The 19,828-nt window shown below is 67.7% G+C and carries 20 protein-coding genes; 10 read left to right on the top strand and 10 right to left on the bottom strand.

The annotated features are described in order from the left end of the window. The first annotated feature begins 2 nt into the window (after positions 1–2). The 6 genes from hisB to INQ41_RS05465 all read left to right on the top strand — a co-directional run bounded on the left by hisB (position 3) and on the right by INQ41_RS05465 (position 5,698). The gene (hisB, locus tag INQ41_RS05440) at positions 3–1,076 is read left to right on the top strand and encodes a bifunctional histidinol-phosphatase/imidazoleglycerol-phosphate dehydratase HisB (protein WP_193987228.1); all 1,074 of its coding nucleotides are present in this window, start codon (positions 3–5) and stop codon (positions 1,074–1,076) included. Then, the gene (hisH, locus tag INQ41_RS05445) at positions 1,073–1,690 is read left to right on the top strand and encodes an imidazole glycerol phosphate synthase subunit HisH (RefSeq protein ID WP_193986878.1); all 618 of its coding nucleotides are present in this window, start codon (positions 1,073–1,075) and stop codon (positions 1,688–1,690) included. Before hisB ends, hisH begins: the two co-directional genes overlap by 4 nt. A 74-nt stretch (positions 1,691–1,764) precedes the next feature. Then, positions 1,765–2,562, top strand: coding sequence for a 1-(5-phosphoribosyl)-5-[(5-phosphoribosylamino)methylideneamino]imidazole-4-carboxamide isomerase (hisA, locus tag INQ41_RS05450; RefSeq protein WP_193986879.1), 798 nt, complete (start codon positions 1,765–1,767; stop codon positions 2,560–2,562). Next, complete coding sequence (hisF, locus tag INQ41_RS05455; protein ID WP_193986881.1) at positions 2,556–3,335, top strand: imidazole glycerol phosphate synthase subunit HisF; 780 nt, start codon at positions 2,556–2,558, stop codon at positions 3,333–3,335. The genes hisA and hisF overlap by 7 nt, the downstream gene beginning before the upstream one ends. Beyond that, positions 3,322–3,939 carry a bifunctional phosphoribosyl-AMP cyclohydrolase/phosphoribosyl-ATP diphosphatase HisIE gene (gene hisIE, locus INQ41_RS05460; protein ID WP_193986883.1) on the top strand — a complete coding sequence of 206 codons (618 nt, stop codon included), beginning with the start codon at positions 3,322–3,324 and terminating at the stop codon, positions 3,937–3,939. The genes hisF and hisIE overlap by 14 nt, the downstream gene beginning before the upstream one ends. Positions 3,940–4,090: 151 nt before the next feature. After that, the gene (locus INQ41_RS05465) at positions 4,091–5,698 is read left to right on the top strand and encodes a calcineurin-like phosphoesterase C-terminal domain-containing protein (RefSeq protein WP_407074266.1); all 1,608 of its coding nucleotides are present in this window, start codon (positions 4,091–4,093) and stop codon (positions 5,696–5,698) included. An 18-nt stretch (positions 5,699–5,716) separates the two neighbouring features. Here INQ41_RS05465 and mtnC read toward each other — a convergent pair whose 3' ends face one another. The 6 genes from mtnC to INQ41_RS05495 are packed head-to-tail and all read right to left on the bottom strand — an operon-like array spanning position 5,717 to position 11,995. After that, positions 5,717–6,424: an acireductone synthase gene (gene mtnC, locus INQ41_RS05470; RefSeq protein ID WP_193986886.1), complete on the bottom strand. Its 708-nt coding sequence runs from the start codon at positions 6,422–6,424 to the stop codon at positions 5,717–5,719. Further along, positions 6,421–6,978, bottom strand: coding sequence for a 1,2-dihydroxy-3-keto-5-methylthiopentene dioxygenase (locus INQ41_RS05475; RefSeq protein WP_193986888.1), 558 nt, complete (start codon positions 6,976–6,978; stop codon positions 6,421–6,423). Before INQ41_RS05475 ends, mtnC begins: the two co-directional genes overlap by 4 nt. Continuing rightward, positions 6,975–7,610, bottom strand: coding sequence for a methylthioribulose 1-phosphate dehydratase (locus INQ41_RS05480; protein ID WP_193986890.1), 636 nt, complete (start codon positions 7,608–7,610; stop codon positions 6,975–6,977). The genes INQ41_RS05475 and INQ41_RS05480 overlap by 4 nt, the downstream gene beginning before the upstream one ends. A gap of 45 nt (positions 7,611–7,655) precedes the next feature. Next, the gene (locus tag INQ41_RS05485) at positions 7,656–9,008 is read right to left on the bottom strand and encodes a sodium-dependent transporter (RefSeq protein ID WP_193986892.1); all 1,353 of its coding nucleotides are present in this window, start codon (positions 9,006–9,008) and stop codon (positions 7,656–7,658) included. Between the two features lie 26 nt (positions 9,009–9,034). Beyond that, positions 9,035–10,519: a Na+/H+ antiporter NhaC gene (gene nhaC, locus INQ41_RS05490; protein WP_193986894.1), complete on the bottom strand. Its 1,485-nt coding sequence runs from the start codon at positions 10,517–10,519 to the stop codon at positions 9,035–9,037. Positions 10,520–10,522: 3 nt separating this feature from the next. Continuing rightward, positions 10,523–11,995 carry an amino acid permease gene (locus INQ41_RS05495; RefSeq protein ID WP_193986895.1) on the bottom strand — a complete coding sequence of 491 codons (1,473 nt, stop codon included), beginning with the start codon at positions 11,993–11,995 and terminating at the stop codon, positions 10,523–10,525. A gap of 176 nt (positions 11,996–12,171) precedes the next feature. Here INQ41_RS05495 and INQ41_RS05500 point away from each other — a divergent pair, with 176 nt between their 5' ends. Further along, positions 12,172–12,756: an NUDIX hydrolase gene (locus INQ41_RS05500; protein ID WP_193986896.1), complete on the top strand. Its 585-nt coding sequence runs from the start codon at positions 12,172–12,174 to the stop codon at positions 12,754–12,756. On the opposite strand, the gene serA is transcribed toward INQ41_RS05500, so the two are convergent. After that, entirely contained in the window at positions 12,750–13,982 is a 1,233-nt protein-coding gene (serA, locus tag INQ41_RS05505) for a phosphoglycerate dehydrogenase (protein WP_193986897.1), read from the bottom strand. The two genes, INQ41_RS05500 and serA, sit on opposite strands and share 7 nt — an antisense overlap. Before the next feature lie 136 nt (positions 13,983–14,118). Here serA and INQ41_RS05510 point away from each other — a divergent pair, with 136 nt between their 5' ends. From INQ41_RS05510 to INQ41_RS05520, 3 genes are all read left to right on the top strand, one after another. Beyond that, positions 14,119–15,519: an FAD-binding oxidoreductase gene (locus tag INQ41_RS05510; protein ID WP_193986898.1), complete on the top strand. Its 1,401-nt coding sequence runs from the start codon at positions 14,119–14,121 to the stop codon at positions 15,517–15,519. Positions 15,520–15,609: 90 nt separating this feature from the next. Further along, on the top strand, positions 15,610–15,930 hold the full coding sequence (locus tag INQ41_RS05515; RefSeq protein ID WP_193986899.1) for a DUF2388 domain-containing protein: 321 nt from the start codon (positions 15,610–15,612) through the stop codon (positions 15,928–15,930). A 101-nt stretch (positions 15,931–16,031) separates the two neighbouring features. Next, positions 16,032–17,978 (top strand): DUF7844 domain-containing protein, encoded by a 1,947-nt coding sequence (locus tag INQ41_RS05520; protein ID WP_228076714.1) that lies wholly within the window; start codon positions 16,032–16,034, stop codon positions 17,976–17,978. A gap of 154 nt (positions 17,979–18,132) precedes the next feature. Here INQ41_RS05520 and efpL read toward each other — a convergent pair whose 3' ends face one another. The 3 genes from efpL to INQ41_RS05535 are packed head-to-tail and all read right to left on the bottom strand — an operon-like array spanning position 18,133 to position 19,759. Further along, the gene (gene efpL / locus INQ41_RS05525; protein WP_193986900.1) at positions 18,133–18,699 is read right to left on the bottom strand and encodes an elongation factor P-like protein EfpL; all 567 of its coding nucleotides are present in this window, start codon (positions 18,697–18,699) and stop codon (positions 18,133–18,135) included. Next, entirely contained in the window at positions 18,696–18,989 is a 294-nt protein-coding gene (locus INQ41_RS05530; RefSeq protein ID WP_193986901.1) for a hypothetical protein, read from the bottom strand. Before INQ41_RS05530 ends, efpL begins: the two co-directional genes overlap by 4 nt. After that, positions 18,989–19,759 (bottom strand): SDR family NAD(P)-dependent oxidoreductase, encoded by a 771-nt coding sequence (locus INQ41_RS05535; RefSeq protein WP_193986902.1) that lies wholly within the window; start codon positions 19,757–19,759, stop codon positions 18,989–18,991. The genes INQ41_RS05530 and INQ41_RS05535 overlap by 1 nt, the downstream gene beginning before the upstream one ends. Between the last annotated feature and the right edge of the window lie 69 nt (positions 19,760–19,828).

The raw sequence follows: 19,828 nt of genomic DNA on the forward strand, positions 1-19,828 counted from the left end.
GTCTGACCCCGATCCTGTTAGTGGACCGTGACGGCACCCTGATCGAGGAGCCGCACGATTTCCAGCTCGACAGCCTGTGCAAGCTGCGCTTCGTCCGCGACGTCGTACCGGCGATGCTGAAGTTGCGCGACGCCGGCTATGAGTTCGTGATGGTCACCAACCAGGACGGCCTGGGCACCGACGCATTCCCGCAGGAGGCGTTCGACGGTCCGCAGCAGCTGATGATGCAGATCCTGGAGAGCCAGGGCATCACCTTTCGCGAGGTGCTGATCGACACCAGTTGGCCGGCCGACAACGCGCCCACGCGCAAGCCGGGGATCGGCCTGGCCCTGCACCTGCTGAAGGACCGCGGAATCGACTGGAAGCGCTCGGCGATGGTCGGCGACCGCGAAACCGACAACGGCTTCGCCCACAACATGGGCATCCGCGGGTTCCAGCTGCGTACCGAGCGGTTCGGCGGTGAGTGGGACTGGCCCGGCATCGCCCATGAGCTGGCCGATGCGCCACGCCGCGCGGTGGTCACCCGCGACACCCGCGAGACCCGCATCCGCGTCGAGGTGGACCTGGATCGCGTCGCCGAGCCGCAGGTCTCGACCGGCCTGGGGTTCTTCGACCACATGCTCGAGCAGATCGGCAAGCACGGCGGTTTCGCGCTGCAGCTGGAGTGCGAGGGTGATCTGCACGTGGACGAGCACCACACCATCGAGGACAGCGCGCTGGCGCTCGGCCAGGCGCTGCGTGAGGCCCTGGGCGACAAGCGCGGCATCGGCCGCTACGGATTCACCCTGCCGATGGACGAGACGCTGGCCAGCGCCGCGCTGGATTTCTCGGGTCGGCCCTATTTCGTCTTCGACGGCGAGTTTCAGCGCGAGATGATCGGCGACATGCCGACCGAACTGGTGCCGCATTTCTTCCGATCCCTGTGCGAAGGCGGCGCGATCAACCTCAACCTGTCGATCCACGGCGACAACGACCACCACAAGGTCGAGGCGGGGTTCAAGGCGGTTGCGCGCACGCTGCGCCAAGCGATCCGGCGCGAAGGCCGGGAACTGCCGAGCACCAAGGGAACATTGTGAGCGCAACGGTTCTGGTCGATGCGGGCGGTGCCAACCTGGGGTCGGTGCGCTACGCGCTCGAGCGCCTGGGTGCGGAAGTCCGGGTCAGCCGCAACCCGGAGGAAATTGCGACCGCAGAACGGGTGATCCTGCCCGGCGTCGGCGCGGCGGCGTCCGGCATGGCCCGGCTGCGCGAGCGCGATCTGATTGGCGTATTGCGCGGGCTGACCCAGCCGCTGCTGGGTATCTGCCTGGGGATGCAGCTGCTGTACGACGGCTCGGAGGAGGGCGATGTCGAGTGTCTCGGGCTGATTCCGGGCACGGTGCGGAAACTGGCCGCATCGCCTGCCACCGTCGGCAGTCCGACCATCCGGGTGCCGCACATGGGCTGGAATACCCTGCGGTTTTCCCAGGATGATCCGCTGCTGGAAGGCATCGCGGACGGCGCGCACGTGTATTTCGTCCACAGCTACGCCGCGCCGGTCGACGAGCGGACGCTGGCGACGTGCGAACACGGCAGCACGTTCTCCGCGGTGGTGCGCAGCGGCAACCGCTACGGGGCGCAGTTCCATCCCGAGCGCTCGTCAACGCTGGGCATGCGACTGCTCGCCAACTTCCTGACGATCACCGCGTGAGCGGGCGCGCGCCCGTTTGCCCATCGCCGCTCGTCTCACGATGTGCCACACCCATGATTCCCGGAGTTGATTGCATGCCTTCCCCCGAACCGCGTCCTGCCGTCGCAGTGGCCCGGCCCACCCCGCACGCCTTTGTCGTCTATCCGGCCATCGACGTGCGCGACGGCCGCGTGGTCCGTCTGCAGCAGGGCGATTACGACCGCGAAACCCGGTACCCCGACCAGCCGGCCATCGTTGCCAGGCGTTATTCCGATGCGGCCGCGTCCTGGCTACATCTGGTCGACCTCGACGCAGCGCGTGCGGGCGGCTACACACTGCAACCGCTGTTGCGCGAACTGAAGCAGACGACGAAGGTGCAGATCCAGACCGGCGGTGGCGTCCGCACCGAGTCCGATGTCGAGGCGATCCTGGAGGCCGGTGCGGACCGTGTCGTCGTCGGCTCGCTGGCGGTGCGCGAGCCGGACCAGGTGATCGGCTGGATCCACCGTTTCGGCCCCGAGCGCATCACCGTCGCGCTGGACGCACGCCAGGACGAAGACGGGCGCTGGCAATTGCCGACCGCCGGCTGGACCCGCGCCAGCGATGTCTCGCTGGAAATCCTGCTGGCGCGCTACGCCGGCGAAGGCCTGCGCCACCTGCTGTGCACCGACATCGCCCGCGACGGGATGATGGCCGGCCCCAACCTGGATTTCTATCGCCACCTGCTATCGCTGGCACCGGACATGCAGTTTCAGGCCTCCGGCGGCGTGCGCGACACCGCCGACATCGCTGCGGTGCGCGACGCGGGCTGCAGCGGCGCGATCCTGGGCAAGGCGCTGCTGGACGGTCGACTGGACCTGGCGTCGGCGCTGGCCGAGGAGCGTTCATGCTGAGCCGGCGGATCATCCCCTGCCTGGACGTCGCCGATGGCCGCGTCGTCAAGGGCGTGCGCTTCCGCGACCACGTCGATGTCGGCGACATCGTCGAGCTGGCCATGCGTTACCGCGACGCCGGCGCCGATGAACTGGTGTTCTACGACATCACCGCCAGTCCGCAGGGACGCCACGTGGACAAGGGCTGGGTCGAGCGGATCGCGCGCGTCATCGACATCCCGTTCTGCGTTGCCGGCGGTATCCGCAGCGTGGCGGACGCCCGCGACGTGCTGCACGCCGGCGCCGACAAGATCTCGATCAACACGCCGGCGCTGCAACGGCCGGAACTGGTGGCCGAGCTGGCCGACGCCTTCGGCGTTCAGTGCGTCGTCGTGGGTGTGGACAGCCTGCGCGATGAGGACGGCCAGTGGCGCGTGCGCCAGTTCACCGGCGACGTGCAGCGCACCCGGGCGCTGGCGAAGACCACGCTGGAGTGGGTCGCGCAGGTGCAGGACCTGGGTGCGGGGGAGATCGTGCTCAACTGCATGGGCAGCGACGGCGTGCGCGAGGGCTACGATATCGAACAGTTGCAGCGTGTGCGCGAGGTCTGCGCCGTGCCGCTGATTGCGTCCGGCGGGGCGGGGACTTCCCGGCACTTCCTCGACCTGTTCCGCCGTGTCGATGTCGACGGCGCGCTTGCCGCCAGCGTCTTCCATTCCGGCGCCATCGCCATTCCCGAACTCAAGCAGTACCTGCATGCGCAGGGCATCGAGGTGCGTCATGACGTTTCCTGATCCCGACTCGCTCCTCTGGGACCCCGCCAGCGGTCTGCTGCCCGCCATCGTGCAGGACGCGGATACCCTGCGGGTGCTGATGCTCGGCTACATGGACCGGGTCGCGCTGCAGACCACCCGCGAGACCGGCAAGGTCAGCTTCTACAGCCGCAGCCGGCAGCAGGCCTGGACCAAGGGCGAGACTTCCGGCAATTTCCTCAACCTGGTCTCGCTGCAGGCGGACTGCGACGACGACACCCTGCTGGTGCTGGCGCGGCCGCAGGGACCGACCTGCCATCTGGACCGCGCCAGTTGCTTCCCCGAAGCGCCGGGCAACCTGCTGGCCGAGCTCGATGACGTCGTTCGCCAGCGCGAGCTCGAGCGGCCCGCCGGAAGCTATACGACCAGCCTGTTCGAAAGCGGCATCCGTCGCATCGCGCAGAAGGTCGGCGAGGAGGGCGTGGAGACTGCACTCGCCGCCGTGGCCGAGGACGACGAGGCGCTGTCAGGTGAGGCGGCTGACCTGATCTTCCATTTGATGGTGTTGCTGCGCGCGCGCGGGCTTTCGCTGGACGCCGCGATTGCCGTGATGCGCGAGCGCCACCGCGCCGACCGCGCCGGTTGAGTGCGGCTTCGGGGGGACTCGCCTGGCGTTCGGCGCTGCTAGGCTTCGATCCTGTCTCTGCAACGGAACGGCCTGCATGCGCGCATCCCTTCACCCGTCGGCTCGTCCACCTCACTGCCGTGCGCTGCTGATCCGGCCGAAATTCGCGGCGCTGGGCCTGGCCGCAGCGCTGGTCTGCGCGCCGCTGCTGGCTTCCGCCCACGCGATCGCGGCCGCGCAGCAAGGCGCGGACTTCACCGGCGTGGTCTACGCCGACACCAACGGCAACGGCCGGCGCGACCCGGGTGAGGCCGGCGTGGCCGGGGTCAAGCTCTCCAATGGCCGCGACATCGTCCGCAGCGCCGCCGACGGTAGCTACCGGATCACCGTCCGCCCGGGTGACACGGTGTTCGCAGTGAAACCCGCGAATTACGCCTTCGCCACCCGCGCCGACGGGCTGCCGGCGTTCTGGCAGCACTACTTTCCCGCCGGCTCGCCCGAGCTCCAGTACGGCGGCATCCCCGCCGACACGCGCCTGAGCATGGACGTGGCCCTGCAGCCCAGCCCGGCGCAGGCGGGCGATCTGCAGGTGCTGCTGATGGCCGACCCGCAGGTGAAATCGCTGGTCGACGTCGACTACTACGACCGCGACATCCTGGACACGATCCGCAAGGACGTCATCGCGCAGCTGGGCCTGAGCCTGGGCGACATCGTCGATGACGATCTCTCGCTGTACCCGGCGATCAACGCCCGCACCGCGACACTGGGCGTGCCGTGGCTGCACGCGCCGGGCAATCACGACATGGATCTGGACGCTGCCTCCGATGCCGACTCGACGCTGACCTTCCGCCGGCATTTCGGGCCGGACACCGTGGCGTGGGAGGAGCAGGGTACGGCGATCGTCCTGCTGGACGACGTCATCCATCTGCCCGGCGCCGGTTACATCGGTGGCCTGCGCGAGGACCAGTTCGTCTTCCTCGAGGCCTACTTGCCCACGCTGGCCCCGGATACCCGGCTGGTGGTGGGCGCCCACATCCCGTTCTTCAACACCGCGGCCGCGACCGGTGCGGAGACCTTCCGCGCCGCCGACCGGCAGCGGCTGTTCCGGCTGCTGCAACGCTTCGACAACGTGCTACTCCTCAGCGGCCACACCCACGTCCAGCAGCATTTCCACCACGGCGCCGCCGAGGGCTGGAACGGCCCGACTCCGCTGCATGAGTACAACGTCGGCGCGGCCTGTGGCGCGTTCTGGTCCGGGGTCAAGGACGAGGCGGGCATCCCGGATTCGATGATGGCCGACGGCACGCCCAACGGCTATGCGCGGCTCAGGATCGGCGCGTCCGGCGACTACGCCCTGAGCTGGCATCCGGCGCGCCTGCCGGCGAACCAACCCGGATTCACCCACGCCATGGCGCTGCATGCGCCGCGCGTCTTGCGGCGCGGCGCCTATCCGGCCTGGGGCGTGTACGCCAACGTGTTCATGGGCATGGACGACAGCCAGGTCGAGTACCGCGTGGGCGACGGTGAATGGAAGCCGATGCGCAAGGTGGTGCAGGCCGATCCCCGCCTGCTGGTCGAGAACGTTCGCGACGACGAGGCGGCCATGCTGCGCGGCTTCGACCGCTCACCCGAAGCCAAGCCGAGCCGCCACCTCTGGCGCGGCGCGCTGCCCACCGACCTGCCGATCGGCGAACACCGGGTTGAGGTACGGACGAACGATCGCTGGCTCGGCGAACAGACGGCGCACACGACCTACCGGTTGCAGGACGCGAGCGAATAACGCGCCACGCGGCGCGGCTCAAACGGCCGGATCGATGCCCTCGAAGGATTCCAGCCGGCGATGCCCATTGGCAGCGTCGGTGTCGCGCGCCTCCGGATAGTCCTCGCGGCGGTCAATCAGGACCGTGTCCATGCCCGCGGTGCGCGCGGCGTCCAGCTCGGCGACCACGTCGGACAGGAACAGCACGCGCGCCGCCGGGACGTCGATCTCGGAGGCGATGCGGTCATAGCTGCGGAAATCGCGTTTCTCGCCGACCTCGGTATCGAACCAGCCGGAGAACAGCCCGGTGAGGTCACCGGCATCGCTATGGCCGAAAAACAGCCGCTGCGCCGGCACGCTGCCCGACGAGAAGACATACAGCGGAACGCCGTCGGCGTGCCAGCGCTGCAGCGCCTGCGCCGCATCCGGGTAGATGTGCGCGGTGAAGTCGCCGTTGCGGTAACCGTCGGCCCAGATCATTCCCTGCAGGGCCTTGAGCGCGGTGTGCTTGCGGTCCTCGTCGATCCAGCCCTGCATTACCTCGGCAATCATCGCGTCCTGGCACATGCCGCCCAATTCGGTGGCGACCAGGTCCAGCCACTTGCGCACCGCCGGCTCGTGCCCACGGACCTTGACGAAGGCGGGCAGGGCGCGGCGGGCAAACGGGAACAGCACTTTCTTGACGAAGGAGATGCTGCTGGTCGTGCCCTCGATATCGGTGAGGACCACCCGGTTTGACGTGGTCACTTCGCCGGACTCCCTTCATGACGCGGAAAGCGGCCAGCGATGTCGGTGCCGGTGAAATGGCCGATCCAGCCGTCGGGTTGCTTGAAGAAGCGGATGGCGACGAAGTCCGGCTCTGCGCCCATGTCGAACCAGTGCGGCGTGCCGTCGGTCACGGAGATCAGGTCGCCCTGTTCGCACAGCACCTCGTACACCCTGTCATCCACGTGAAGGGTAAACAGCCCCGAGCCGGCGACGAAGAAGCGCACCTCGTCTTCCTTGTGGAAGTGCTCCTCGAGGAAGGTTTTGCGGATATCCGCGCGCTTGGGGTTGTCGGGACCGACACTGGCGACATCGACGCTCTGGAAGCCGTGTTCGGCAACAAGCCGGTCGATGTCGGTCCTGTAGGCGGCGAGGATCTTCTCGGGAGCATCGCCGCCGCTGACCTTGTCGCTGGTTTCCCAACGCTCGAAGGCTACCCCTATGGCCGCCAGCTCGCGCGCAATCTCCGCGTGGTCGCTGGTGGAGGATACCGCGGTGACAGGGTCGCGGTCGGTGAAAATACGCAGGCGGCTCATGGTTGCAGCTTCCTCAGTTCCAGTTCGCATCCCAGCAGGAAATCAAACGCCTCCAGGTGGCGGCGCGCCTCGGCCATGTCGCGGCCCCAGGCATACAGGCCGTGGCCGTCGATCAGGTAGCCCCACATGGACTGGCGGTCCAGCAACGCATCGACCTGGTCCGCGAGCGTGGGCATGTGTTGGCTGTTGGGCAGCACGGGCAGCTCGATCGCGGTGTCGTGGGTGGTGTTGCCGTGGAACGCCTTGAGCATCTCATAGCCTTCCAGCCGCACCTTGCCGGCCGGCGCGTACAGGCGTGAGGCGACCGTCTGGTTCTGCGAGTGCGTATGCAGCACGCAACCGACCTCGGCGAAGCGCCGATACAGGCGGGTATGCAGCAGGGTCTCGGCAGACGAGCGGCGCTCCGTGGCGACCGCGTTGCCCTCCAGGTCGACCACCATGATGCCGTCGGCGGTCAGCTGGCCCTTGTCACCGCCCGAGACGGTAATGGCAACGTGCCGGTCATCCAGACGCTGGGAGAAGTTGCTGCTGGTCGCCGGGGTCCAGCCCGCGGCGGCGATCTCGCACACGTTGCGGGCCAGTTCGGCGGCGCGCGCGTGCAGCAGCTGGGCGTCATAGGGAAGTGCATTCATGACGCCAGTTTATCGGATGCCGGCACTCGCGGTGCCCGCCGCTGGCTAGAGCACCACGTTGAGCAGCACCATCAGCACCAGCAACGGCGCGATCACGCGTGCCGTCCAGCGCCACGCGGTGAACACCGCCGGCGACATGCCAGCAAGCTGCTCGCGCAGCACGGTCTCCTTCAGCGCCCAGCCGGTGAACAGCGCGATCAGCAGGCCGCCCAGGGGCAGCATGATGTCGTTGGCAACCAGCTCGATCAGACCCATCAGGTCGCGGTCGAGCAGGCGCACGTGCGACCAGATGTTGAACGAGAACACGGTGGCCAGGCCGATCACCCAGCACAGCGCGGCGACCATCAGCGAGCCGCGCTTGCGTGCGACTCCGCGGCGCTCGACCAGGAACGCCGTCGCCGGCTCCAGCAGCGAGATGGACGAAGTCCACGCGGCCACGAACAGCAGGCCGAAGAACATCAGTCCGTAGACGACACCGCCGGTCATCACGTCAAAGGCCAGCGGCAACGAGGTGAAGATCAGCCCCGGGCCGCCGCCGTGCGGGTCGATGCCGAAGGCGATCACGATCGGGAAGATCGCCAGGCCGGCGAGCAGGGCGATCGCGGTATCGGCCAGGGCGACGATGGCGCCGGTCTTGGGGATCGAGATGTCCTTGGGCAGGTAGGCGCCGTAGGTCATCATCGTGCACATGCCCAGGCTCAGCGAGAAGAACGCCTGGCCCATGGCCGCCATCATCATGCCGGCGTTGACCTTGGAAAAATCGGGCTGGAACAGGAAGCTGGCCGCCTTGCCCAGGTGGCCGGTGGTCGCGCCGTAGGCGACCAGCGCCAGCAGGGTGAGCAGCAGCGCCGGCATAAGGAAGCGCACCGCGCGCTCCAGGCCCTTCTCCACGCCCAGGCCGACCACGCCGACCGTCAGGGCCATGAACACCGCATGCCAGCCGGCCAGCTCCCACGGATGCGCCAACAGGTCGCCGAAGGTCGCCGCCGGGTCGGTGATGTGGGCCCCGCCGAACGCCTGTTTCAGGTAGAGCCAGCTGTAGTGCAGCGTCCAGCCGCCCACCACGCTGTAGAAGCTCAGGATCAGGATGCCGGCGACGATGCCGATCCAGCCGATGCTGATCCAGCCCTTGGCCGCCCCGGTTTCCCGGGTCAGCGCGACCAGCGTGGTGATCGGGCTGCGCCGGCCGTGGCGGCCGATCAGGATCTCCGCGATCAGGATCGGCAGGCCGACCAGGGCGATGCACATCAAATACACCAGCACGAACGCACCGCCGCCGTTGTCGGAAGCCAGGTACGGGAAGCGCCAGATGTTTCCCAGACCGACGGCGGAGCCGGTAGCCGCGAGGATGAACGCGGTTCGCGAGGACCACATGCCGTGGATCGAGGTCTTTTCCATTCAAGCAATACCTTGGTTGGGGGTTTTCAGGCGGCCGGCGCAGGTGCGGGCGCCGCGCCTGCGGCACGCGGCAACATCAGGATCTTGAAGCCGGCGTAGGCGGAAACGACGGCCACCAGCGGGCCGACGAGGTTGAAGAAGGCGTACGGCAGGTAGTCCATGGTCGCCACGCCCAGGGTGGCGGCCATGTAGGCGCCGCAGGTGTTCCACGGCACCAGCGGGGAGGTGATCGTGCCACCGTCCTCCAGCGCGCGCGACAGGTTGACCGGCGCCAGGCCGCGGCGCTTGTACTCGGGCGCGAACAGCCGGCCGGTGAGCACGATCGCCATGTACTGGTCGGCGGCGACGATATTCGCGCCGATGGCGGTGGCCAGGGTGGCGGCGATCAGCGAGCCGGCGGATCGGGCGGCCTTGAGCACGCTGCGGATCATCCTTTCCAGCAGACCGGCGCGTTCCATCACCGCGCCAAAGCCCATCGCGCAGATGATCAGCCAGATCGTGTTGAGCATGCTGATCATGCCGCCGCGGCTGAGCAGGTCGTCCACCGGACCCACGCCGGTCTGGCCGTGGTAGCCGTCGAACATCGCCGTCCAGGCGCCCGCGAGCAGGGCCATCGGCCGCGACAGGGACTCGTTGTCGGCCAGCTGCAGCACCACGTCGGGCTGGAAGATCACCGCGAACACGCCGCCCAGCAGAGCGCCGATCAGGATCGACGGATAGGCCGGAAAACCGGTGACGGCGAGTGCGAACACCACCACCATCGGGATCAACAGATGCAGGCCCAGCGAGAATTGCTCACCGAGCACCTGCGGCAGGTCGCCGAAGGCCTGCCCCGGCACCAGCTCACGCGCCTCGCCCAGACCGATCACGGTGAACAGGATCAGGGCGATGGCGATGCTCGGTACCGTGGTCCACAGCATGTGGCGGATGTGCGAGAACAGCTCGCTGCCGGCCGCCGCCGGGGCGATGTTGGTGGTGTCCGACAGCGGCGAGATCTTGTCGCCGAAATAGCCGCCCGAGATCACCGCGCCCGCGGTCACCGCCGGCGACATGTCCAGTCCCTGGGCGACGCCGATCAGCGCCACGCCCAGGGTGCCGGCGACGGTCCACGAGCTGCCGATCACCAGCCCAACGATCGCGCAGATCAGGCACGCGGCGGGATAGAAGTAGGACGGATGGAGCAGCTTGAGGCCGTAGACGATCATCGTCGGCACGGTGCCGCTGAGGATCCAGGTGCCGATCAGCGCGCCCACCGCCAGCAGGATGAAGATCGGTCCGATCGCCAGCGAGATGCCGTGGACCATCCCTTCCTGGATGTCCTCCCACTTCAGTCCGTTGCGGATGCCGATGATCGCCGCGACCGCGCCGGCCAGCATCAGCGAGACCTGGTTGGCACCCGAGGAGGCATTGTCGGAAAACAGGTAGACGCCGGTCGCCAGTGAAACCACCAGGAAAATCAGGGGCAGCACTGCCTGGAACAGTGAAGGCGTTCGAACCGCGGTTTTCGTCATGCTTCAGACCTTGGGGTGGCGCAGCGTGCTGTGACGGTAGCCGTAGGCGAGGTAAATGAACAGACCGATACCGATCCAGCTCAGCAACAGATCCCAATGTTCGGAAAAGGGCTGGACGAAAAGGTACAGGCAGGAAACCACGCCCAGCGGGCAGATCACTCCGGCCATCGGCACCTTGAACGGACGCGGCAGGTCGGGCCGCGTCCGGCGCAGGATCAGCACGCCAGCGCAGACGGTCGCGAACGCCAGCAGGGTGCCCATCGAGACCATTTCGCCGAGCAGGTTGATCGGCAGGAACCCGGCCAGCGCCGCAGCGACGATGCCGACCAGCACTGTCCCGACGTAGGGCGTGTGGTATTTCGGGTGCACCTTGCCGAAGAACGCCGGCAACAGGCCGTCGCGCGCCATGGTGTAGAAGATCCGCGGCTGGCCCATCAGCATCACCAGGATCACCGAGGACAGGCCGGCAATCGCCGCTACCTGCACCGCCATCTGCAACCAGTGCAGGTCCGGATAGTTGTCGAGCGCGGTGGAGACCGGCTCGGGCGTCGCCAGCAGCGGGTAGGGCATGATCCCCGTCAGCACCGCGCACACCAGGATGTAGAGGATCGTGCACACCACCAGCGAGCCGAGGATGCCGATGGGCATGTCGCGCTGCGGGTTCCTGGCTTCGCCGGCCGCGGTGGAGACCGCGTCGAAGCCGATATAGGCAAAGAACACGATGGCGGCCGCGCGCACCACCCCGCTGGCGCCGAACCGGCCGGGGCCTTCGTTTTCCGGGATGAACGGCTGCCAGTTGGCAACGTCGATGTACTGCGCGCCAAACGCGATGAACAGCAGGATGACCGTCACCTTGATCGCCACCACGACCGAATTGACGAACGCCGATTGGGTGATGCCGACATAGCCCACGCCGCTGATGGCCGCGATGATGAACACCGCCGGCAGGTTGAGCAGCGCGCCACTTCGCACCAGTTCGCCATTGACCACGGTGAAAGGCGCACTGGCCAGTTGCGCGGGCAGCGCCAAGTCGAAGGTGCGCAGAAATGCATTCAGGTAACCCGACCAGCCCACCGCGACCGTCGAGGCCGCGAACAGGTATTCCAGCACCAGGCACCAGCCGATGAACCAGGCCACGCCTTCGCCAAGGGTGGCGTAGGAGTAGGAGTACGCGCTGCCGGACACCGGCAGCATGGCGGCGAACTCGGCGTAGCAAAGACCCGCGAATGCACAGGCAATGCCGGCCAGCACGAAACTGAGCATGATCGCCGGTCCGGCGTGTTCGGCTGCCGCTTGGCCGGTGAGCACGAAAATGCCGGCGCCGACCACCGCGCCCACGCCCAGCAGCAACAACTGGGTAGCCGTCAGCGTCCGGCGCAGGTGCGATTCGCCCTCCAGGTTGCCTTCCACAGGCTCCCCGGCATCGACGTGACCCGCCGGCTGGATCGGCTTGGTCATCAACAGATTCTTGAGCATGGGAACCCCAACGACTGGCGCGCGGCGTGGGCGGTGCTGCGTCACCTTGCGCGGCTGCGTTCGGGCAAGCGACCGGTCACCTTACCGCAGTCCCGAAAGCACCGGCAAGCCGAATTTGTGGGCCCTGTGAAGCCGTCATAATCGGCGTCCTGATCCCGCGGGAAGTGCCGTTGCGCATGCCGAATCCAGTTCGTGACCCATGCCGGGACCTGTTGCAGGCGCTGGACGACTACGGTCGGCGATGGCCGGACGAAGGCGCGGTCGTCGCGCGCTTCCAGGGCCTGCTGGAGGACCGTAACGATCCGTTTTCACGCTCACGCCTGACGGGTCACTTCACCGCATCGGCGTGGCTGGTGGACCGCCGCGGCACGCGCGTGCTGCTGACCCATCACCGCAAGCTGGAGCGCTGGCTGCAACTGGGCGGCCATGCCGACGGCGAGCGGGACCTGGCGGCGGTGGCGCTGCTGGAAGCGCAGGAGGAGTCGGGACTGCCGGGCCTGCGCATGGAGCGCGAACTGTTCGATCTGGACCGGCACTGGATACCCGCGCGCGGCGACGTGCCGGGCCACTGGCATTACGACGCCCGCTACGTCGTGCACGCCGGCGACGATGAGCAGTACGTGGTCAGCGCCGAATCACTGGATCTGGCGTGGCGGGACATCCAACGGATCGCGAGTGGTGGCGACGGCGCCGGCACCTACGACGCCGCGTTGCAGCGCATGGCGCGCAAATGGCTGCAACGCCATGGAAACGATCAGTAGAGGATGCGCGTGCGCAGCGTGCCGGGGATCGCCTTCAGCAGGCTCTTCAGCTCGTCGCCCTGCGCGCCGGTCGCGCTCACGTCGATCACCACGTAGCCGACCTCCGGATTCGTGCGCAGGTACTGGCCGTCGATGTTGAGCCCGAGCTGGGCGAAGATCTCGTTGATCCGCGACAGCACACCGGGAATATTGCGATGGATGTGCAGCAAGCGCAGGCTGCCCTCATGCCCCGGCAGCGTCACTTCGGGGAAGTTGACCGCCGACAGGGTGGTGCCGTTGTCGCTGTAGCGGACCAGTTTTGCCGCCACCTCCACGCCGATGTTGTCCTGCGCCTCCAGCGTGCTGCCACCCACGTGCGGCGTCAGGATGACGTTGTCGATCCCGACCAGCGGGCTGCTGAAGAGGTCCTGGTTGCTGCCCGGCTCGACCGGGAACACGTCGACCGCCGCGCCTCCGAGTCGGCCGTCCCGGAGCGCGGCGGCGAGCGCGTCCACGTCGACCACCGTGCCGCGCGCGGCGTTGATCAGGTGCGCACCCGGACGCATCCGCGCGATCTGCGCGGCGCCGATCATGTTGCGCGTGGCCGGAGTCTCGGGCACGTGCAGGGTCACCACGTCGCTGCGCTCCAGCAGGTCCTCCAGGTTGGCCGTGGGATGCGCGTTGCCCAGGCTGAGCTTGTCCTCGATGTCGTGGAACAACACGTGCATCCCCAGCGCCTCGGCGATCACCCCGACCTGCGTGCCGATGTGGCCGTAGCCGACGATGCCGATGGTCTTGCCGCGCGCCTCGTGGCTGCCGGCCGCGCTCTTGATCCAGCCGCCGCGATGGCAGGCGGCGTTCTTCTGTGGGATGCCACGCAGCAGCATGACGGTCTCGGCGATCACCAGCTCGGCGACGCTGCGGGTGTTGGAGTAGGGCGCGTTGAACACCGGGATGCCCGCCAGCTCGGCCGCATGCAGGTCGACCTGGCTGGTGCCGATGCAGAAGCAGCCAATTGCAATCAGGCGCTGGGCATGGGCGAGGACGTCGGCGGTGAGGTGGGTGCGCGAGCGGATACCGACAATGTGCGCCTCGGCGATCTCGCGCTTGAGCTGGTCGTCGGGCAAGGCCTTGTCGTGCAGCACGATCTGCGAGTATCCGGACTCGCGGAATCGATCCACGGCACTCTGGCTGACGCCCTCCAGCAACAGGACGCGGATGTCGGTTTTGGGGTAGGACGTTTTCATGGTCACGGCGGCTGCGGGGCGGAAACGTGGACCCCGAATATCGCAGAAACGGCGTGTGATTGCTGCGACGCAGCACTGGACGCGGCCGACGGCCTGCTGGCACGCTGGATGCGTCGTCCTTGAAGCCCTGGCCACAATGAATTCTGCAGTCATCGCGTCCCTGCTTGCCGCCGTGCCCGGCCTGATGCTCAAAACCGATCCCGCCGACCTGGAGCATTACGGCCGCGACTGGACCCGGCGCTGGACCCCGGCGCCGCTGGCGATCGCGTTTCCCGAATCGGCGCAGCAGGTGCAGGCGATCGTGCGCTGGGCGCGTGTCGAAGGCGTGGCGATCGTGCCGTCGGGCGGGCGCACCGGGCTGTCCGGCGGTGCCGTGGCCGCGCATGGCGAACTGGTCCTGAGCCTGGAGCGCATGGCGAAGGTGCTCGGCTTCGACGCGGTGGACCGCACGCTGACGGTACAGGCCGGCACCCCGCTGGAGGCGGTGCACAACGCCGCGCGCGAGCACGAGCTTGCCTACCCGGTCGACTTCGCCTCGCGCGGCTCGTGCTCCATCGGCGGCACCATCGCGACCAACGCGGGCGGCATCCGGGTGATCCGCTACGGCAACACGCGCGAGTGGATCGCCGGCCTGAAGGTGGTGACCGGCGCCGGTGACCTGCTTGAGCTCAACCGGTCGTTGATCAAGAACTCCAGTGGCTATGACCTGCGCCATTTGTTCATCGGTTCGGAAGGCACGCTGGGGATCGTGGTTGAGGCCACCCTGCGACTGACGGCGCCGTCCGCGCCCACCAACGTCATGTTGCTGGCGCTGCCGTCCTTCGAGGCGCTGATGGACGTGTTCGCGATCCTGCGCAGCCATCTCGCGCTGGAGGCGTTCGAGTTTTTTACCGACCGCGCGCTGGCGCACGTGCTGGCGCATGGCGCGCAGGCCCCCTTTGCCGAGGTCCATCCTTACTACGTCGTGGCCGAATTCGAGGCGGCCGACGAGGCGCAGGAAGCCGCCGCGCTGGCCGCGTTCGAAGCCTGCGCGGAGACGGGACTGGTCAGCGACGCCGTACTGAGCAGCAGTGACGCTCAGGCCGCGCAGCTGTGGCGCCTGCGCGAAGGCATCACCGAAAGCCTGGCCGCGTTCCGTCCCTACAAGAACGATGTCTCGGTGCGCGTCTCGGCCATGCCGGCGTTCCTGGCCGAGGCGCAAGCGTTGCTGGCGGCGGGCTACCCCGGCTTCGAGGTTGTCTGGTTCGGCCATATCGGAGATGGCAACCTGCACATCAATGTGCTCACCCCCGAGGGCATGGGGGAGACGGAGTTCGTCGCGCGTTGCAGCGAGGTCACCGACACGCTGGCCGACATCCTCCAGCGACATGGCGGCAGTATCTCCGCCGAGCACGGCATCGGACTGGTCAAGAAGCCGTGGCTGGAGAGCACCCGCAGCGCGGAGGAGATCGCAGTGATGCGCGGCATTCGCCAGGTGCTCGACCCGTCGGGAATCATGAATCCCGGCAAGTTGTTCGACAGCCGACCCGCGGCGTAGGTGGCTTTGCGCTGCGCCGGGCATGCGGATCGCGCGCTGCAGCGGTACCCTCTGCGCGCAACGCTCTTTTCCGCCACGAGACTTCCGCCAATGATCCGATTCCGCCTGCTCGCTGTTCTGGTGCTCTGCACTGCCTCCGCCGGCGCGTTTGCGTCCGCCACGTCCACGACCTCCGACGCGATCAGCGGCGCGGTGAAGGGAACGTCCAACGGCGTGTCGGCCAGCAGCGGGTCCTTCAGCGACAACCGCATCGTGCTGGCTGCCCGTGATGATGCGGCGAGCTTCGTCGCCAGCGACGGCGCGATCCGCGGCGTCCAGCTGGAGGCGGCACTGGCACTGCTGCGCGCCGAACTGCTCCAGGCGGAGGGTGCCAGTGACCTCGCGCTGGCGCAGGCGATCCTCGCGTTCTGATCGGCGTCTTGGGGTGCGTGTGATTTGCGGCCGCGGTACGTTTTCGCGTCTTAGGCGTTTCTGCACGGCCACACATCGTTGCGACGGATAAGGCGCTTGGTGTGAACCGTATTGCCAGTGGGATACTGCGGCTGTGTGGCTTGGTGCTGGCGGCGGGACTGTGGTGCCCGTGGGGCGCCGCACACGCCGGGTTGCGGCTGGAACTCGATTCCGACGGGCTCAGCGCACAGCAGGTGGCCGCCACCCAAAGTCTGCTGGACGACGCGCTTACCCGCTTGCCTCCCTCACTGCTGGCGCAGACAGACCAGACCCTTACTGTTCGGTGGAGCGACCGGTTGCCGCATGCGACCACCGGCCGCGCGCGGTCCCGGGCGCTGCTGCTCAACCGGCGACTGCTGCCACTTCTGGAGGCGGAACTTGCCGCTTCGTCCGACGAGGTGGACGCGTCGCAGAACCGCGTCGCTTACGGCGCCAATCCGGCGCAGCAAACACCGCATCCATCTGCCGCAGGCCGGAGCGCACGCACCGAGATAATGGCGACCCTGCTGCACGAGGTGGCGCATTTCCACGACCGCCACACGGGGCTTTCGGCGGATCCGCGTCTGCTGGATCTCGCCGGCTGGCAGGTCAAGGTCAAGCGGCCGCGTGCGCGCGCGTCGGAGAACCCGTTCGTTGACCGAACGCCCGATCCGTATGAGCTGACCAGCCCGCGCGAGTTCCTCGCGGTCAACCTGGAACACTTCCTGCTGGACCCGGAGTACGCCTGCCGCCGCCCGGCGCTGCACCGCTATTTCAGCGCGCACTTCGGCTGGGCACCGCCGCACGAGGACTGCTCACCGGGCTTCACCTATCTCGCGGTGGATGCCGACGGCGATATCGCAGGCGACGGCGCCGCGCTGGCGACGCTGGACCCGGCGCGGGTGACCTCGATCGAATACCTGCTGGCCGAGGGCAACAGCGAGCCGATGAGCCGCTGGGGCCACAGCATGCTACGCCTGGTCGTGTGCGCGCCTGGGCGGCCGCCGGGGCCGGACTGCCGGCTGGATCTGCATCACCATGTGGTGCTGTCGTTCCGTGCCTTTGTCGACGACGTGCAGCTGTCCAGCTGGCGCGGCCTGACGGGGTCGTATCCCTCGCGCCTGTTCGTGCTGCCGCTGGCGCAGGTGGTCGACGAGTACACGCGCGACCAGCTGCGCGGGCTGCAGTCCATTCCATTGCAACTGGAGCGTGACGAGATCGCCGCGCTGCTGGAGCGTGCAGCCCGGCTGCACTGGAGCTACGACGGGCGCTATTACTTCATCAGCAACAACTGCGCGGTGGAGACCTTCAAGCTGCTGCACGACGGTGTCCCGCGGCTGGCGCAGTCGCGTATCGATGCGATCACGCCGACGGGTCTGTTGCGCAAGCTCGAACGAGCCGATATCGCCGATGCCGGCGTGCTTGAGGACGCCGCGGAAGCGCGCCGGCTCGGTTATCGGTTCGACTCCCTGCGCGAGCGCTACCAGGCCATGTTCGAGATCGCGCGCGGCGAACTGGCGCTGCCGCAAACGAGGGTGGAAGACTGGTTCACGCTGGGTGCTTCCGCCCGCCGCGCCCATTTTGATGACGCCGGCACCCGCGCGACCGCGGCGCTCCTGTTGCTGGAAGAGTCGGCGCGGCGTCGGCAGCTGGTGTTGGCACGGCAGGAGTTGAAACGCCGTTTCCTGGGTTCGCGCAGTGACCCGGAGGTGGGCGCGTTCGCGGACGTCGACGCCACACTGCAGCAGATCCTTGTTGACAGCGGGTTCCTCAGTCGACCGGCCACGCTCTTCGCCGGCGAGCCGGGCTATGGTCTGCCGCAGCCAGCGGAAATCGACGCGCTGCAAACCGACGCCGCCGCCCGAACCCGGCGCCTGGCGGCATTGGGCAACCAATTGACCTCAGGGGTGGAGGCGCTGCTGGATACCGCCGTGCGCGACGAACTCGCCGCGACGGCAGAAAACCTGCAGTCGCTGCGTACACAGATGGGTCGGCTCAACCGCGAGGCGGGCGGGCTGGAACTGCGGTAAGCCGCAGCTCGTGGCATCGTTGCCACGCGACCGACTCGACCCGTCACCTGTCACCCGTCACCTGTCACCTGTCACAGCCGCAGGCGCAGTCGCAGCCTCAGCCGCCGACAGATGCCGACAGATGTCGACAGGTGCCGAATTTCGTTGCGTTCGCTCAGTCCGCGCGGCCGGCAAACTCGCCGCTGCTGGTGCTGACCAAGACCCGCTCGCCGGTGGCGATGTACTCGGGAACCATGATCTCCAGGCCGGTCGACAGGCGCGCCGGCTTGGGCCGCTTGGTCGCCGTGCCGCCCTTGAGCTCGGGCGGCGTCTCGATGACTTCCATCGCCACGCTCGCCGGCAACTGCAGCCCGACCGGGAGGTCGTCGATGATCTGCACGTAGCAACCCGACAGGTCGTCGACGATGTAGCCGGCGTCGTCGCCGACCGTCGCCGCGTCCAGCGTGTAGGGCGTGTAGTCCTCGTCGTCCAGGAACACGAACGCGTCGCCGTCCCTGTAGGAGTAGGTGACCTGGCGCCGGCTGAGCTCGACTTCCCTGAGCTCGTCGTCGCCGCCCAGGCTCAGGTCGAACTTGTTGCCGCCGGGCACCGAGTACATGGTGAAGCGGAACTTGACGTTGCCGCCGCGGCCCTGCGCGGCGCTGCGCTCGATATCGCGCACCTGGTAGACGGTGCCGTTGTGCTCGACCACGTTTCCTTTCTTGACGTCGTAGGCTTTCATTCTTGTTCTTCTGCAGGTGGAAGCGCACGGTAGATGCGCTCGTTGAGGATCCAGGTGATCGCTGCCCAGGCCGTGCCACCAAACGCGCACAGCACCGCGGCGACGCCGATCAGCAGTTCAAAGCGGGGGTTGCCGAAGCCGAATTTCGACCACATCAGCACGGCCATCAGCGCGAACATTCCGCCACCCCAGACCAGCAGGCCGCGGACCACCACGAACCGGCGCATGCCGCGTGCACGGATGGCCGGCCAGCGCCGCGCCAGCCGGGACGCACGCCGGCCGCCGGGCATCACTTGGGCGCCAGACGGGTCGCCCCATCCAGGCGGATGGTCTCGCCGTTGAGGTAGGTGTTGCCCAGGATGTAGGCGACCAGGTCGGCGAACTCCTCCGGCTGGCCCAGCCGCGACGGGAACGGGATCGTGGCGGCCAGCGATTGCTGCACCGCTTCCGGCATGCCGTCGACCATCGGGGTCCAGAACACGCCCGGGGCGATGGTCATCACCCGGATGCCGAAGCGCGACAGCTCGCGCGCCATCGGCAGCGTCATCGCCACCACGCCGCCCTTGGAGGCGGAGTAGGCGGCCTGGCCGATCTGGCCCTCGTAGGCCGCCACCGAGGCGGTATTGACGATCACGCCGCGCTCGCCATCGATGCCCGGCTCGTTGCCCTGCATCAGGTCGGCGGCCGCCTTGGCGACGTTGAAGCTGCCGACCAGGTTGACCATCACCGTGCTCTGGAAGCGCGACAGCGGCATCGGCCCGTCGCGGCCCAACACACGACCGGCGCCCAGGATGCCGGCGCAGTTGACGGCGACGTTGAGGCCGCCCAGGAATTCGCGCGCACCAGCGACGTTCTCCACCACGAGTGCTTCGTCGGACACATCGGTGGCGAAGAAACGCGCATTGGACTCGCCCAATTCAGCGATGGACTCCGCGCCCTTGTCAGCGTTGACGTCAAACAGCGCGACCTTCGCGCCCTGGCCGACCAGGTGGCGGGCGACGGCCAGGCCGAGGCCGGAGACACCGCCGGTGATGATGGCGCGGGTATCGGAAAGCTTCATGCGGGATCCTGCGGACGAAAGACCGTGATTCTAGGACATTCGTCCACCGACATTTGCCTCGGTGCAGGC

Origin of the sequence: Lysobacter ciconiae, from assembly GCF_015209725.1 — a bacterium.
Taxonomy (GTDB): Bacteria; Pseudomonadota; Gammaproteobacteria; order Xanthomonadales; family Xanthomonadaceae; genus Novilysobacter; species Novilysobacter ciconiae.